This is a genomic window from Aeromonas fluvialis, assembly GCF_000819885.1.
Classification (GTDB): domain Bacteria; phylum Pseudomonadota; class Gammaproteobacteria; order Enterobacterales; family Aeromonadaceae; genus Aeromonas; species Aeromonas fluvialis.
The window spans coordinates 60651-77310 of sequence record NZ_CDBO01000057.1 but is presented as its reverse complement, the minus strand read 5'-3'; the positions used below and the strand labels follow the sequence as shown (position 1 = coordinate 77310).

Genomic DNA, 16660 nt, shown 5'->3' with positions numbered 1-16660 from the left:
GGGCCAACAGCCTGATGCAGGATGGCCAAGGAGAGAATGATGTTGAGAATGGTCGTTGCAATGGGGCTGACCCGTTGGCGTTATATTGGCCTCTGGGCCTCCATCCTGCTGACTGTGGCCAGCGTCGCCATCTTGCTGGTGAACGGCCTGATCCTGGGGCTCGATTTTACTGGCGGGGGCCGTTGAGCTGAGCTCGGCCGGTACTCCCGGCGAGTGGCTGATCAAGCGGCCCCCCCACGAACTGCCCTGGCCTGCGGCAGATCTCGCCACCATGCTGACCCAGCAGCTGGGGATGCCGGTCGAGTTGCTGCGTACCACCATTGTCGGCCCCCAGGTGGGTGCCGAGCTGTTCCAGCAGGGGATGCTGGCGGTGTTGGTAGCGTCCCTGGCGATGTCGGCCTATCTGGCGTTTCGCTTCGAGTGGCGTCAGGCCACCGACATCCTGCTCTAAGTGGTCCATGACGCCATCGTGGCGCTGGGGCTGTTATCACTCTTTCAGATCGAATTCGATCTGAACATCATCGCCGGTTTGATGGCGGTGATCGGCGGCTCCCTCAACGACAACATCATCATATCGGACAGACTGCGGGACCTGCTCAGCTCGCGCACCCAGATGAGGATCCACGCCTGCTCCGATGTGGCGATCAAGGCAACCTCCAGCCGCACCATGATCACCTCGGGTATCACTTTGTTTACCGTGGGTGCCCTCTTGCTGTTTGGCGGTGACACCCTCTACGGCTTCTCCTTCACCCTGTTTGCCGGGATCCTGGTGGGCACCGTCTCCTCCATCACCGTCGCCTCGACCGTGCAGTGGCTGCTGGGGCTGACACCTCCAGCGTACCAGAAACAGGCAGCCCCCCAGTCCCGGCAGGCATAACCCTGGCGCCTCCTACCGTTGGCCACTGCGTCTGACTGTCGAAAGATTGATTACCGCCTCGGCATATCATATTTGATATTGCCTACAACAATGATATATTACTTAATAATCAGCGCAGCCGATGTTCTGCGACTGAAATCGCTTACATTGGGCCTCAAAAAAGGCATCATCAGGATGAGTTAACCATAAAGGGATAAAAAATGTTGTTACAACCTGCCAATACAGCAAAAGCCAGACAGTTGCTGAACGAGACCATGGCCTTGGTGCTCGCAGGAGGGCGGGGGAGTCGCCTCAAACAGTTAACCGACAACCGTGCCAAGCCTGCCGTTCATTTCGGTGGCAAGTTCCGTATCGTTGACTTCGTGCTCTCCAACTGCATCAATTCCGGCATCCGCCGCGTCGGTGTCGTTACCCAGTACAAGTCTCACAGCCTGTTGCGTCACCTCCAGTCCGGCTGGTCTTTCCTGCGCTATCAAATGAACGAATTCATCGATCTGCTCCCCGCCCAGCAGCGAGTGGATGAGGTGAACTGGTATCGCGGCACAGCTGATGCAGTCTACCAGAATCTGGATATCATCCGCGATCACGCCCCCAAATATGTGGTGGTGCTGGCTGGCGATCACATCTACAAGATGGATTACGCCGCCATGCTGCTCGACCACGTCAATATGGGCGCCAAGGTCACCGTGGCCTGTATCGAGGTGCCACGCAGTGAGGCAAGCGCCTTCGGGGTGATGGCGGTGGATGATAATCGCAAGATCAACGCCTTCGTCGAAAAGCCTGCCAACCCGCCCGCCATGCCGGGCAAGGCCGACACCGCGCTGGCCTCCATGGGGGTCTATATCTTCGATGCCGAGTATCTCTATCAGTTGCTGGAAGAGGACCTTGCCAACGCACAGTCCCACCACGATTTCGGCATGGACGTGATCCCCCGCGTGGTGAAAGAGGGCACCGCATTCGCTCACCCGTTTGGCATGTCCTGTGTCGGCTGCAGTCCGGATCGCCGCCCCTACTGGCGCGATGTGGGCACAGTGGACTCCTTCTGGGAAGCCAATATGGATCTCGCCTCCGTCACTCCGGAACTGAATCTCTACGATCAGGAGTGGCCCATCTGGACCAGCCAGAACATGACCCCCCCCGCCAAGTTCGTGCAGGACAGCAACGGCCAGCACGGCATGACCATCAACTCGATGTTCTCCGGCGGCACCATCGTCAGCGGCTCCTTCATCCTGAGTTCGGTGCTCTTCACCAATGTACGGGTCGACTCCTTCTGTACCCTGGATCAAGCGGTGATCTTCCCGGGTGTGGAGATCGGCGCGGGTTGCCGGCTGCGTCGGGTGGTGATCGACAAGGGGTGCAAGCTGCCGGAAGGGATGGTGATCGGTGAGAACGCCGATGAGGATGCCCGCCGCTTCCATCGTTCCGAACAGGGGATCGTACTGGTCACCAAGCCCATGCTGGATGCACTGGCAAAAACGGCGCGCAAGCAGGCTGTAGAGCCGGCTGTAGAGCCAGCTGTGCCGGCATAACTCTCTGCCCAGTACTGTTATCGCGAAAAAAACGGGAGCCCTTGCAGGCTCCCGTTTTTTACTGCCAGTTGCCCCGCCATTCGACCTCCCCTTGCCAGATCGTAAAGATATTATTACAGCAGTAGCTTTTCATGGACGAATCTGGCAGTTAATCCAAACCATTGGCTATGAACAGCACTTTTATATTGCCAAAAGGCTATTAAATTCCATATTCACACTTGAAAGTTGGCATTTACTTGGTATTGTGGTGGCTATTGTAACGAAAGCGGTACTTTCGTAAACTTAAATTTACAGCCCAGTGATATCAGAGCCAATGTGCTGACGCTGGCGAGGCGAAGAGACGATGCAACGAGATCCCCTGAACAATATCCATATCCAGTCCGAACAAGTGATGATCACCCCAGCTCAGCTCAAGGAGAAGTTACCCATCTCCGACAAGGCACTGGCATTCGTGCAAGGGGCCCGCACGACCATCGCCGACATCATTCACCGCCGCGATCACCGCCTGCTGGTGATCTGTGGTCCCTGCTCCATCCACGACATGGACGCCGCCAAAGAGTACGCAACACGGCTCAAAGCGCTGCATGACGCCTATCAGGACTCTCTCTACATTGTCATGCGGGTCTACTTTGAGAAGCCACGCACCACGGTCGGCTGGAAAGGCTTTATCAACGATCCGAATCTGAATGGCACCTTCGATGTGGAGCTGGGGCTACACCGCGCCCGCGAGCTGCTCTGCTGGTTGGCGGAGCTGGAATTGCCACTGGCCACCGAGGCACTCGATCCCATCAGCCCGCAATACCTGGCCGAGCTCTTCTCCTGGTCGGCCATCGGCGCCCGCACCACCGAATCCCAGACCCACAGGGAGATGGCGTCCGGTCTCTCCATGCCGGTGGGCTTCAAGAACGGCACCGACGGCAATCTGGGGACCGCCATCAATGCGCTGCAGGCGGCCTCCTCCCCTCACGCCTTTATGGGGATCAACCAGCAGGGTCAGGTCGCCCTGCTGCAGACCCAGGGCAACCCGGATGGCCACGTGATCCTGCGCGGCGGCAAACATCCCAACTACGACTCGGTCAACGTGTCGCTGGCAGAAGAGGCGCTGGAGAAAGCAGGTCTGCTGCCCGGCCTGGTGGTGGATTGCAGTCACGGTAACTCCAGCAAGGATCACCGTTTGCAGCCCAAGGTGGCCGACAATGTCATCCACCAGATCCAGGAGGGCAACCGCTCCATCATCGGGGTGATGCTCGAATCCAACCTGTTCGAGGGTAACCAGTCCAGCGAGCAGCCCAAAGAGCGGATGCGCTACGGGGTCTCCATCACCGATGCCTGCATCGACTGGGACACCACCGCCACCCTGCTGGCCCGCTGCCACAATCAGCTGGCTGATCCTCTCAAGGGCAGAACTGCGCGGTAAGCCGTGGTATCTTGTCGTAACCTATTGAACAATCAGGGTATCACCGCTGGTGGCCTCCAGCCGCTCACGCCGTGATACCTTATTGCATCTTGAATTTCAGGGCGCCCGCGGCGCCAGCAGGGACAGGATATGGCTGAAGAGTTGAATGTGCTCAGGGACAAGATAGACGCGGTGGACAAACAGCTGATCGATCTGCTGGCCGCCCGTCTTGCCCTGGTGGGAGAAGTGGGTGAGGTAAAGAGCCGCCACGGCCTGCCCATCTACGCCCCGGAACGGGAGGCGAGCATGCTGGCCCGCCGTCGTGCCGAGGCCGAGCTGCTGGGAGTGCCCGGCGATCTCATCGAAGACGTGCTGCGCCGTGTGATGCGCGAATCCTACATCCTCGAGTCGGCCAGCGAAAAAGATAACCACTTCAAATGCATGAAGCCGGATCTTGGCAAGGTGGTCATCATCGGCGGTCAGGGCCAGCTGGGCCGGCTGTTTGGCCACATGTTCGGCCTCTCAGGCTATCGGGTCGAGACCCTGGAGCAAGCCGACTGGCCGCGCGCTGACGAAATCCTCGCTGGCGCCGGTCTGGTGATGGTGGCGGTGCCCATCGACATCACCTGCCAGATCATCGACCGGCTCGGCAACTTGCCCGCCCACTGCCTGCTGGTCGATGTCACCAGCGTGAAGTCGGTGCCGCTCGAACACATGCTGGCGGTACACCCAGGGCCGGTACTGGGGCTGCACCCCATGTTCGGGCCCGATGTGGCAAGCCTTGCCAAGCAGGTGATCGTCTGCTGTCAGGGTCGTGACCCCGCCGCCAGCCAGTGGCTGCTGGATCAGATGACCATCTGGGGCGCCCGTTTGCAACAGGTGGAAGCCAAGGCCCACGATGAGGCGATGACCCTCATTCAGGCGCTGCGCCACTTCGCCACCTTCGCCTATGGCTGGCACCTCTCTCGGGAAGAGGCCAATCTGGAGCGGCTGCTGGCGTTGAGCTCCCCCATCTACCGGCTGGAGCTCGCCATGGTGGGGCGGCTGTTTGCCCAGGATCCCCACCTCTATGCCGACATCATTCTGTCGTCCCCACAGAATCTGGCGATGATCCACCGCTACTACCAGAACTTTGGCGAAGCGCTGGGGCTGCTGGAGCGAGGGGACAGAGCAGGCTTTATCGACGCCTTCTCGCAAGTCTCCTGTTTCTTCGGCGAACATGCCGACCAGTTCCTGCGCGAGAGTCGCATGCTGCTGGCCCAGGCAAACGACCGCCGCCAACACAGCTGATCCTGCAAAAGCAACCACCGCTCATATCACCAAAAAGGGAAGATGCCGAGGCATCTTCCCTTTTTTTTGTTACCGATTTAAACGCTAACGTCAGTCACAAGCGGCGATTATCCTGCCTCCCATTCCCGCTATGGCAACAGCTCCCCTTGCGGTTCACCTGCTCCCGATGTTGCCGAGGGCACCAAGACGGGCTTGCCGAGTTCCGTGTATCCGAATGATTGCTCATTGCTTTAGGTGCCACCTGTCCCCCGAAAGCTTTGATGTCAGCGTGATCCCATCTAATAGAGGATCAACCGGCTTCGTACCGTTTTGGCTTCGGCGCATCAGCATCTTGCGCCGGTTTACAATGACGGGGTTTATCAGTGATTCACATACAGCTAGCCTAGCCCCTCATCCGCCTGATGCTGGCAGCATCCCCTGTTTTCCTCGCGGTAAACAGACCCCTTGCGGGTGGGTACATGGTCAGGGTGCTGCAGACAACTCCGTTACCGGACATGCCCTACCCCTAGGCTACCGTGGGCTGAACCACGGGATCCTATCTCCGACTCCCCTACAGGGAAGAAGTGGAGTCGGGTGGAACAATCGCATACACAGCTTGCGCGTACGAATATGGCAAAGAGGCTGACCGGAGGTCTGAATCCTCTTCCTTATTTACATGAATGTCAGGCTGCACTTGACCACTGGGCAGACGCAAATGGACGTCATACCGACACATGGAATGAATTGCAGGACTGAAAGTCGATGGTGGAGAAACCCCGCGCCTGGGGGCGCTTGGAAGACTCATCATCTATGGAGGGCAGTTGGAAGCACAACCCGACCTCAGGGAGGCTAAAGGGTTGGGTGACACTGGGTCGATCTCTGTCAAAGGAGCATAAGATCGAGTGACACTATTGAGTTACCGGTTGCAAATCTTTCGACTTGTCCGTTTCCCGAGGGTTTCCCCTGGGATATTTGGAGTGAGCAGAACCCGCTTGGGCTTCCCTTCGCTCTCACGCTGCCTTAAGGGTAAAGGAGTGGTTCCGGCGCGACCCGGAACCACTTTCTTTATCTAAATCAATAATTTAGACTGATATTTGTACGACTCTCGTCGCACATTAGAAGTTGTACTGCAGAGCAACAGTCCAAGCATCGTCAGCATCATCCAGATTATTCACCTGATATTCAGCCCAGGTCTTGAAGTTGCTGGTAAAGCTGTACTGAACACCCAGTTTGAAGGCATCGGCAGTGTCCAGGCTATTAACATTATCACCGTCTGCTTCCTGATAGGCATAACCGGTGTACAGGGTCCACGCGTCGATGCCGTAGGAGGCAACCAGATCATAACCATCCAGCGTCAAATCACCAGAATAGTTACCTGCTTTCACACCGTTCAAATCAGAGTGAACATAGGCAGCACCCAGGTACAAGGAGTTCCAGGTGTAGCTAGCTGACAATGCATAGTTGGTCTTGTCATCGATGTTATCACTGACCAAGTCTTCGTAGTGAACGCCACCATAGACGGCCAGACCAAAATCGAAGACATAGCCGAGCGTTCCTGCATAGCTGCTATCCAGTTGAACATTGTCAAACCCGAATTCATTACCATCCTGGTCTTGGCCACCGAATGAATATTCATAAGTCGGGTCTTGGAACTGATAAGAGGCGCCGACATAGAAGCCACCGAAATTGCCAGTATAAATTACCTGACCTTCCTGGCGACCGACTTCAATACCGGAGAAGGCTTCATAACCATAAGTATTGAAAATATCGGTTGCGGCTACGGCTTGATAAAACGCGGTATCAGACTGACCAAATACCAGTGTCCCGTAATCAGCATGTTCAAAGCCGGCGAATGCGTGGCGTGCTTTGAAATTGTCTTTATCGTCTTTGTTATCAGTATTTTCGGCTGTGACACCCCATTCGCCTTTGGCGATACCGGCGATTTTGTCGTTCAGCGCAACCTTACCCTTAACACCGAGTCGGGCAGAACCCATGCCATCGACACTATTTTGGCTGTCATTATTATTAAAGTCATCATCAGCACCGTCGTCATATACATCAAATTGCGCACGGCCATAAACGTCAAATACAGTGCCATCTTTGTCATATACGGTGGCGGCGTTAGCCGCAGAAGCAAACAGAGCCGGGATAGCAATAGCCAGAATTGTTTTTTTCATAGTTTCCAATGCCTACTGTAATTAAACACTAAATTGTAAGTTGTTATTCCCTGTGTTAGTGATGATCCATGCATCACTATGCAGCCGAGACTAACATCGGTTTTTTTTAACCGCAATGAAAAAACTTGGAACTTTTTATGAAAATGAGAGTCATGGAGGCAAAAGTGTGATCCAAATCACGCACCATAACGAAGCAAAAGGAAAACGTTTGCAATCAATCCCACTGACTCTTTGGACTCAAATAGCTAGTTTTGCATGCCAATAACGCTAACCACCTGATAAACAACCAACGCGGTCTGAACGGTGTAACACTGCCGTGATAATGGCAGTTGCCTCGACCTCACCAAGGGGTTGCGGGTATCCTTGTCCTTCATTAACTCCTAACTGGCCTTCTCTTCATGCTCTCTACTCGCCTCAAAGCCACCATTCGTCAAACCTACCGCCAGATTGCCGATGGATTACCCGGTTTTGTGCCACGCAAAGAGCAGAACTTTCTGGTGGCCGAGATAGCCAAAACCCTGACCGGGGAGTACGACAAACAGCGCCGGATCCTGGTGGCCGAAGCGGGCACCGGTATCGGCAAGTCCCTTTCCTACGCGCAGGGCGCCATCCCGGTAGCGCGGCTCACCCAGAAGAAGCTGGTGATCTCCACCGCCACCGTGGCCCTGCAAGAGCAGTTGATCCACAAAGACCTCCCTTTTTACCACCGCCACAGCGAACTGCCGTTTCGCTTTATGCTGGTCAAGGGTCGTCAGCGCTACTGCTGCGAGCATCTGCTGGAGCAAGCTGCCAGTGGTGCCGAGATGGCCAACTTCGAGCTCGACTTCGGTGCATTGAGCAAACACAAGCCATCAGACAGCGACAAGGATCGTTACCAGGCGCTGTGGCAGGCCTACACCAATGGCAAATGGGACGGGGACCGGGACAACTGGCCGGCCCCCCTTCCCGACACTTGTTGGGGTCGCATCGCCGCCGACCGCCACACCTGCAACAAGGCGCTGAGCCATCATCAGCACTGCCCCTTTCATCGCGCCCGCAACGATATGAACAGTGCCGATGTGCTGGTCGTGAACCATGCCCTGCTGCTCTCCGATCTCACCATGGGCGGTGGCATCATCCTGCCGCCACCCGATGAGTGCATCTATGTACTGGATGAGGCCCATCATTTGCCCACCATCGCCCGGGATCACGGCGCCGCGTCGGCCAGCATCAAAGGCTCGCGCCGCTGGCTGGAGAAGCTGGTACAAAGTGCAGGCAAGTTGGCACGCACCCTCAATAAAGAGAGCCTGCTCGACCCCCAACTCAAATTGCAGGATGCGCTGGCCTCCATTCAGCCCGACCTCAAGGCGGTCGAGCAGTGGCTCGGCGCCAACGAACGGCTGTTTGGCACTGAACCCCACTACCGTTTCGCCGAAGGGGTGCTACCGGATCCCCTGCCCATGCTGGCAGAGAACCTCAAGGAGTCGAGCAAGAAGGCGCTGCGGGCACTGGACCGGATGCAGGGAGCCATCGGTGAAGCGCTCAAGGATGGCGAGATCCGCCGCAAGGAGGCCGAACCCCTGCTGGCCGAGAGCGGTTTTCATCTGCAGCGGCTGGAGAGTTTCTACGCCCTGTGGGAGATGCTGGGGCGCCATGTCCCGACCGGTAAAACCCCGCTCGCCCGCTGGATGGTCAAGAGCGATGATGGTGATATCTGGCTCCATGCCTCACCGATAGAGGTGGGGTATCTGCTGGAGGAGTGGCTCTGGTCGAAATGTTTGGGGGCCGTGCTGGTCTCCGCGACCCTCACCGCCCTCTCTTCCTTTAGCTATTTTCGCCATCAGGTGGGGCTCAAAGAGCACGACGGTACCCGCTATCTGCGTCTGCGCTCCCCCTTTGACTATCAGAAGGCCGAGCTCTATCTGCCCAGGATGGAGCACGAACCCAACTCGCCGGCCTTTACCAATGAACTCATCAGCGTGCTGCCACGCATGTTGGCGGGCAAGGAGGCGAGTCTGGTGCTCTTCTCTTCCTACCGTCAGATGAATGAGGTGGCCATTGGCTTGCGAGCCAAGGGACTGTCACTGCTGGTGCAGGGGGAGGCTTCCCGCCATGCCTTGCTCACCTTGCACAAGCAAAAATGCGATGGCGATCAGGCCAGCATCCTGTTTGGTACCGGCAGCTTCTCGGAGGGGCTGGATCTGCCGGGTCACTATCTCACTAATCTGGTGATCACCAAGCTCCCCTTTGCGGTGCCCAACTCGCCGGTCGAGGAGGCCACCGCCGAGTGGGTGGAGCAGCGGGGGGGCAACCCTTTCCTGCAACTGACGGTGCCGGAGGCATCACGCAAACTGATCCAGGCCTGTGGCCGCCTCATCCGTAAAGAGGCCGATCGGGGGCGGGTCACCATTCTTGACCGACGTCTGCTGACCAAACGTTATGGCAAGGGATTGCTCGATGCCCTCCCCCCGTTTACACGGCGGATCGAGTAAATAAACCGGCCTTTATTGACAAATAAACAGACAAGAGCGCGAACTTTTACCACCAGAAAGAGCCATTGCCGCTGTAGGCCAAACCTGTAAAAATGAGCCCCTGTTTTCAGTGGGCAATCGCCTGACTGTTCAAGGAGATGAAATGAAACTGACTGTTCTGGTACCGGCGCTGGCTGGTCTGTTGTGGGCCGGTAGCGCCCTGGCCGATGCTCAATTGAAGATCACTGATCCCTATGTCATCCAGTTGCTGGATGGCAAACCCATAGACTCTAAAATGTTCCAACAACATGATGCATTCAAGCTTGATGCAGGCAAGCATCAACTGGTAGCGACCTTTGAAGGCAATTACTCCACCCGCACCGACATCAACCTAGTGACAGCCGAACCGCTGGTGATCAACTTCGACGCGGCAGACAATCAAGTATTGGTGTTGGATTTTCAAAAGCCACGCAATGCCAAGCAAGCCAAGGAGTTTGTGAAAACGCAGCAGGTGGCGCTCATCGATGAAGTGACGGGTAAGCGGGTAAGCAGCGAACAGTTTGTGATGCCGAAAGTCGAGGGCTTCCAGCTGACCCGTGATTATCAGCAAGAGCTGATCAACATGGGCAAAGCCTTCAATCAACCCAAAGCGGTTGCCGTCTCCTCTGCGGCCGTGATGGCTGCTTCCAGCGCACCGCTTCAGGTTGCCCCCAGCAAGGCGCAAAGCAACCCGGAGGCCCTGACCCAGCTACAAAACTGGTACAACAAGGCCGATGCGGAAACCCGCAAAGCCTTCCAGATCTGGGTTATCCAGCAGCAATAAGCCGGGCTGAGATATTGATACCGAAAAGGGGAGCCGAGCTCCCCTTTTCCATCTCCTGCGGTCTCGCTCACGACTCGTCTTGATGTGCGCGCTTGCCTCTTCCCTTTCATCCAGGAAGTGCATGTATGGCGTCATCTATCAATTTCATATATAGAAAGCGCTGCCTTGCCAGGGAGGATGGCACCATGTCATTGCAGATTTTCTATCACCCCCTCTACGCCTCCCTGACCCTGCCCGAGCGCCATCGCTTCCCGCTGGCCAAGTATCAGGGGCTGTTTGAGCACCTGCAGGCACAAGGTTACCCCCTTGCCACAGCGCCAGCGGCCACCCGGGCGCAAATCTGTCGCATTCACGATGCCGATTATGTGATGGCGGCCCTGAGCGGCCAGCTTGCACAGCGCGCCATCCGCAAGATCGGCTTTCCCTGGTCACCCATGCTGATTGAGCGCACCTTGCGCTCGGTGGGTGCCACCATTGCCGCCAGCCGCTATGCACTTGAGCAGGGCTGCGGCTTGCAGATCTCAGGCGGCTACCACCACGCCCATCGGGATCACGGCAGCGGTTTTTGTCTGTTCAACGACCTGGTGATTGCCGCGCAGGCTTGCCTCGACGAGGGGCGCTGTGAACAGGTGCTGATCGTCGATCTCGATGTGCATCAGGGGGATGGCAGTGCGGCCCTGTGCACCGGGCGGCGCGATATCATCACCCTCTCCCTGCATGGGGAGCACAACTTTCCCCATCACAAAGCCACCTCTCACCTCGACTTTCCGCTGCCTAGCGGCATGACGGACGATGCCTATCTCACCACACTGCAACAGGCGCTTTCACTAGCACTGCGCCTCTATTCGCCGGATTTCGTCCTCTATCAGGCGGGTGTCGATGTGCACCATGGCGACGAGCTTGGCTATCTCGCCCTGAGCGATGAAGGCATTCGCCAGCGCGATGCCATGGTGTTTGACTGCGCCTTGCAGCATGGCCTGCCCATCGCGGCAGTGCCCGGTGGCGGCTATCGCCGCGACTGGCAACAGCTGATCCCGCTTCATATGTCACTGTTTGAGACGGCACGCCACCGTTTTGGCTGATACATGCCTTTAGCGTGCGTAGACGCCATCAGAAGCGGGCGGGCACATCACCAGATAAAACAGAAGAGGCGACCCTTGGGCCGCCTCTTCGTGTTTCGTCCTCTCGGTCACACAAGCTCGCTCGTTGTCAGGCAAGCTTGGGATGACTGAGGATCACTATTTTTGCCGCTTGCGGGCGTATTTGCGACGGGCGCGGGCCTGACGCTCCTCTTCCCGATCGGCTTTCTCTTTGGCTTTTTGCTCGGCTTCTGCGGCGGCTTCGACAATCTCGACGCTCACCATCTCCGGCGTCTCCAGGGAGATGCGGCCAAGCAAGCCGGAGCGGAACTCGTTGATCAGGATCTCGGACGCCTTGTGCAGGTCGGCCAATCCCCCTTTACGCATAAACGCCCGCTGGCGGGCGATCATCTCCAGCAGCTCGAGCTCGGTCTCGGGCAGATCTTCAATCTGGTAGCGCGCCTTGACTCGCTCCGGATAGGCCTTGATGAAGTAGTCAGCGGCGAACATGGCGATATCGGCATAGTCGAACACCGTGTCCTTGATGGCTGCCGTGATGGCCAGACGATAGCCGCAGGAGGGCGGGTTGAGCTTGGGCCAAAGGAAACCCGGGGTATCGGTCAGGATGACGTTGTTGTCGAGCTTGATCCGCTGCTGGGACTTGGTCACCCCGGCCTCGTTGCCGGTACGGGCAATGATGCGCCCAGCCAGGGTATTGATCAGGGTGGACTTGCCCACGTTGGGGATCCCCATGATCATCGCCCGCACGCCGCGCAGCTCAAAATTGCGCTCCGGCAGCATCTCGTGGCAGAGGGTCAGCAGCTGCTTGATCTTCTCCGGCTCCTGCTGGGTCAGAGGCAACGCCTTGATCCCCTTCTCTTTTTCCATGTGCGCCACCCACAGATCGGTGATCGCCGGATCGGCCAGGTCCGCCTTGTTCAGCACCTTGATCACCGGGGTATCGCCACGCAGCTCGGGCACCAGCGGGTTTTCGCTGGAGAAGGGGATGCGGGCATCGAGCATCTCGATGATCACATCGACCTGGGGCATGACCTCGGCAATCTCTTTGCGGGCCTTGTGCATGTGACCGGGGAACCAGTTGATGGACATATCCGTTACTCTCTGTGGGGGCTGCGGGCGCGCGTATGGAACAACAGGCACTCTGCCGCGGGCATCGAACGAAGGGGGCGCATTTTACCTGCTGCGGGCCCATTTTGACAGGTCATTCTAGCTATCGTGCCTGCAAATCAACAAACAGACATGACAGCGCAATCCTGTGTGACCGCTGTCGAACAACACACTCAATTGACAGTTAACATATTGATACAAAATAACATTTCCACCATTTTTTCACACAACCGTCACCGATAGTCAGTAAAAGTGTCATCTGCCCCCTCTAGGCTGCGCTCAGGTTTTACAAGGAGCGAACCCCAATGAGAAACATGGCAGGAGTTGCAGTGATGATCGGCGCCGCCCTGGCCGCTGGCTGCACCTCAGACAATGATACGGTGGCAACCAAGCCCGCCACCCCGCCCACCAACGTGATCTTCTTCCTCGGTGACGGTATGGGCCTCAACACCCTGACCGCCGCTCGCATCTATGGTGTCGGCGAAGAGGGTGACCTGACCATAGATACCCTGCCAGAGACGGCCTTTATCAAGACCTTCTCCCATGATGCCCAGGTGACCGACTCGGCCCCTTCCATGGCGGCCTATATGACCGGGGTCAAGAGCAACAACGGCGTCATCAGCATGGACGGCGACGCCACCTTCGAGCGCGACTGCAGCCAGAGTGCCGGCAAACCGGTGACCACCTTGCTGGAGCTTGCCAAGGCCGATGGTCGCGGTACCGGCGTCGTGACCAGCACCCGGGTGACCCACGCCACCCCGGCCGCCACCTATGCCCATATCTGCAACCGGGATCTGGAAGCGGATATCGCCGCACAGCTGGTGCCCGCAGGCAAGGGTTACAACAGCGCCCTCAAGGAAGGGGTGGACGTGGTGCTCGGCGGTGGCAGCAGCTTCTTTTTGCCCAAGGCCGACAAGGGCAAGCGGGAAGATGGCCGCAACCTTATCGACGAGATGAAAGCCAACGGCTACCAGTTTGCCAGCACCCTCGATGAGCTGAACAAAGCCGATGCGGGCAAGCCGCTACTGGGCCTGTTTGGTTCCAGCCACATGAAATATGAGCTGGACCGTCCCGCCAGCGAGCCGTCACTGGCCCAGATGACCCTGGCCGCCATCAAGCAGCTCAAGGACAACGAGAAAGGTTACTTCCTGATGGTGGAAGGGAGCCGTATCGATCACGCTCTGCACGACACCAACGCCAAACGGGCCCTGCAAGATACCCTCGCGTTCGATAACGCCATCAAGGCTGCCATCGATGAGGTGAAGAAGACCGACCCCGAGCTGAAAAACACCCTGATCGTGGTCACCGCAGACCATGACCATACCCTGGTACTCAACGGCTATGCCAAGCGTACCGGCAAGACCACTGCCGAGAACCCGGGCGTGCTCGGACTGGTGAGAAACTACGATACCGGCGAGCCGAGCAAGGACAGCGACGGCATGCCCTACACCATCATCGGCTTTGGCAACGGCTACAACCGGGTGGATGGCCCGCGCAGCAGCGTTGCCCCGCTCGACGATGCCACCGTCTTTGCCAATGACTATCACCAGGAGGTGGTGGTCAAGGTGGGCGAGCTTGGCAGTGAGACCCACGGCGGCACCGATGTCTTCCTCGGCGCCATCGGCAAGGGGGCTGACAGCTTCCATGGCTCACTCGATAACACCGCCGTGTTTGGCAAGATCAAGGCTGCGGCCCAGCTGTAAGGAGCACTTTCATGAGCAAACAGATGAACACATCCATCAAGCACACGCTGGTCTGCGCCGCCCTGTTCAGTGCGCTGGGCGCAACCACCCAGGCACAGGCCGGTGATGCCAAAAACGTCATTCTCTTTATCGGTGATGGCATGGGCCCCACCGTGCTCACCGCCACCCGCCTGTTCAAGGTGGGGGAAGAGGGCAATCTGGAGATGATGAAGCTGCCCCGCAGCGCGCGCATCAAGACCTTCTCCAACGATGCCCAGACCACCGATTCTGCCCCCTCCATGGCGGCCTATACCACCGGGGTCAAGATGAACAACGAGGTGATCGCCATGAGCAGCGACACCAGGGCCGTCGCCCCCGGCAAAGACAGCAACGGCAACAAGACCATCAACAACTGCACTGACGACAACGGCAAACCGGCGGCCACCATCCTGGAGCTGGCCAAGGCGGCAGGCAAGTCGGTCGGCGCCGTCACCACCACAGAGCTGACCCACGCCACGCCTGCGGCCACCTACGCCCACATCTGCCATCGGGATGCCGCTTATGACATCGCCGTACAGGCCGTTCCGGGGGGCGCTGGTTTCAACCAGGCACTGGGGGATGGGGTCGATGTGCTGATGGGCGGCGGTGCCAACCACTGGACTCCCTACAGCGCCAGCAACAAGGGCGGTCGCAATGACAACCGCGACCTGACCGCCGAGATGAAGGCGCTGGGCTACCGCTATGTCACCACCCAAAGTGAACTGGCCAAGGTCACCAGCGGCAAGGTACTCGGTCTGTTCAGCAGCAAATCCCACCTCGACTACGAGCTGGATCGGGTCGCCAAGGGGGCAGCCAATACCCAGCCATCTCTCTCCGAAATGACCGCCAAGGCGATCGACCTGCTGAGCCAGAACAGTCAGGGTTACTTCCTTATGGTAGAGGGCGGCCGTATCGATCACGCCCTGCACGGCACCAATGCCAAGCGGTCGCTCACCGACGCGGTGGCACTGGATGAGGCGGTCAAGACGGCCCTCGGTAAAGTGGACCTCAACAATACCCTGATCGTGGTCACTGCCGACCATGACCACACCATGACCATCAACGGCTACTCCGCCAAGGGCAATCCGGTGCTGGACCTGGTGAAAAATGGCGATGGCGCGACCCAGAACGATGTCGATGGCAAGCCTTTCACCACCCTGGTGTTCGGTAACGGCCCCAACCGTGCGGACGTGCGCCCCACCCTCACCAGCGATCAGGTGATGGCTGATGACTACCTGCAGGAGACCGGCGTCAAACTGGCATCGGAAACCCACGGTGGCGGCGATGTGATGCTGTTCGCCGATGGTGCAGGCAGCAACCGCTTCAAGGGCACGCTGGATAACACCAAGGTATTTGGCAAACTGCGGGAGGCGCTCGGCCTGTAAGCAGCGGGGGCCCGGGTGAACCTGAGCAATCGACTCAGCGGCCCGGGTCCCGGCTCTTTCGAGCGACAGATGATGATGCGACTTTTACTTTCCTTGTGGCTGCTTGGCAGCGCCCTCGCCTTCCCCCTTCATGCCGACGATACCCCCCCGGATCTCGCCGCCCGGATCAGCTATTACGACCGGAACACCGGCAGCGATGGCATCGCCAGAGAGAGTGTCTGGCAGGAGAAGTGGCTGCGCGTGGGCAATCAGGTGTGGAGCCAGCGGCTCATTCCCCTCCCCCTTGCCCGTGCCTATCACGCCACACACGATGCCACGCCGGGCCACAAGCACTTTACCCACCAGATGGCGGCCCGCTGGGTCAGTCGCAGTGACGAAGGTGAACTTCAGTTGCGCTATGCCGACAGCTGGCACAACCAGCTGGTGGAGGTGCCGGCGGAAGAGTATGGCCAGGTGGCCTTCAAGCCAGACTGGCCGCGGATCCGCCATCTCGTCAACCCGGCCCTGATCGAGGGGATGCCCCCCCTGAATGAGACCGCCCCCGAGCAGGCCCGCTGGTATGAAAAACGCGAAGGGCAGCAACGAACCCGCATCCTCTGGTCGAGCCGCTGGCAGATCCCGCTGGTGGTGGAGTCCGCCAGCCTCAACGGCTATCGCAGCTACCGGATGGAGGTAACCCTGCGCAAGCTGCCCGTTCGGATCCCCTGGCTGCAACTCGCTGATTACGAAGTGCGCGATTTGCGGGATTTCTTCGACTGAGATCCCAACCCTTCAGTGGTTGGAAAGACAACGCAGGCAGGAATGTTACACTCTGACCATTCGACTC

The 16660-nt window shown here is 58.1% G+C and carries 11 protein-coding genes and 1 pseudogene; 10 read left to right on the top strand and 2 right to left on the bottom strand.

Translation table 11 applies throughout. From position 1 onward, the window contains the following. The first annotated feature begins 39 nt into the window (after positions 1–39). From secF to tyrA, 4 genes and pseudogenes are all read left to right on the top strand, one after another. Positions 40–877: pseudogene (gene secF, locus BN1125_RS12600) on the top strand (protein translocase subunit SecF). Positions 878–1077: 200 nt separating this feature from the next. Continuing rightward, positions 1078–2406 carry a glucose-1-phosphate adenylyltransferase gene (gene glgC / locus BN1125_RS12595; protein WP_042012645.1) on the top strand — a complete coding sequence of 443 codons (1329 nt, stop codon included), beginning with the start codon at positions 1078–1080 and terminating at the stop codon, positions 2404–2406. 343 nt (positions 2407–2749) lie between these two features. Next, on the top strand, positions 2750–3823 hold the full coding sequence (locus BN1125_RS12590; protein ID WP_042012644.1) for a 3-deoxy-7-phosphoheptulonate synthase: 1074 nt from the start codon (positions 2750–2752) through the stop codon (positions 3821–3823). Between the two features lie 129 nt (positions 3824–3952). Next, positions 3953–5092 carry a bifunctional chorismate mutase/prephenate dehydrogenase gene (tyrA, locus tag BN1125_RS12585; protein ID WP_042012643.1) on the top strand — a complete coding sequence of 380 codons (1140 nt, stop codon included), beginning with the start codon at positions 3953–3955 and terminating at the stop codon, positions 5090–5092. Between the two features lie 1094 nt (positions 5093–6186). Here tyrA and BN1125_RS12580 read toward each other — a convergent pair. After that, positions 6187–7248, bottom strand: coding sequence for a porin (locus tag BN1125_RS12580; RefSeq protein WP_042012642.1), 1062 nt, complete (start codon positions 7246–7248; stop codon positions 6187–6189). A gap of 398 nt (positions 7249–7646) precedes the next feature. On the opposite strand from BN1125_RS12580, the gene dinG reads away from it, so the two are divergent. From dinG to BN1125_RS12565, 3 genes are all read left to right on the top strand, one after another. Continuing rightward, complete coding sequence (dinG, locus tag BN1125_RS12575; protein WP_042012641.1) at positions 7647–9719, top strand: ATP-dependent DNA helicase DinG; 2073 nt, start codon at positions 7647–7649, stop codon at positions 9717–9719. A gap of 142 nt (positions 9720–9861) precedes the next feature. Next, positions 9862–10521 (top strand): YccT family protein, encoded by a 660-nt coding sequence (locus BN1125_RS12570; RefSeq protein WP_042012640.1) that lies wholly within the window; start codon positions 9862–9864, stop codon positions 10519–10521. 185 nt (positions 10522–10706) lie between these two features. After that, positions 10707–11603 carry a histone deacetylase family protein gene (locus BN1125_RS12565; RefSeq protein WP_042012639.1) on the top strand — a complete coding sequence of 299 codons (897 nt, stop codon included), beginning with the start codon at positions 10707–10709 and terminating at the stop codon, positions 11601–11603. A 156-nt stretch (positions 11604–11759) separates the two neighbouring features. Here the strand turns inward: BN1125_RS12565 and ylqF are convergent, their stop codons facing one another. Further along, entirely contained in the window at positions 11760–12710 is a 951-nt protein-coding gene (gene ylqF / locus BN1125_RS12560) for a ribosome biogenesis GTPase YlqF (protein ID WP_042012638.1), read from the bottom strand. A 323-nt stretch (positions 12711–13033) separates the two neighbouring features. On the opposite strand from ylqF, the gene BN1125_RS12555 reads away from it, so the two are divergent. The 3 genes from BN1125_RS12555 (at position 13034) to BN1125_RS12545 (ending at position 16593) form a co-directional block, all read left to right on the top strand. After that, positions 13034–14431: an alkaline phosphatase gene (locus BN1125_RS12555; protein WP_042012637.1), complete on the top strand. Its 1398-nt coding sequence runs from the start codon at positions 13034–13036 to the stop codon at positions 14429–14431. An 11-nt stretch (positions 14432–14442) separates the two neighbouring features. Next, complete coding sequence (locus BN1125_RS12550) at positions 14443–15834, top strand: alkaline phosphatase (RefSeq protein WP_042012636.1); 1392 nt, start codon at positions 14443–14445, stop codon at positions 15832–15834. A 72-nt stretch (positions 15835–15906) separates the two neighbouring features. Beyond that, the gene (locus BN1125_RS12545; protein WP_042012669.1) at positions 15907–16593 is read left to right on the top strand and encodes a hypothetical protein; all 687 of its coding nucleotides are present in this window, start codon (positions 15907–15909) and stop codon (positions 16591–16593) included. Positions 16594–16660: the final 67 nt, after the last annotated feature.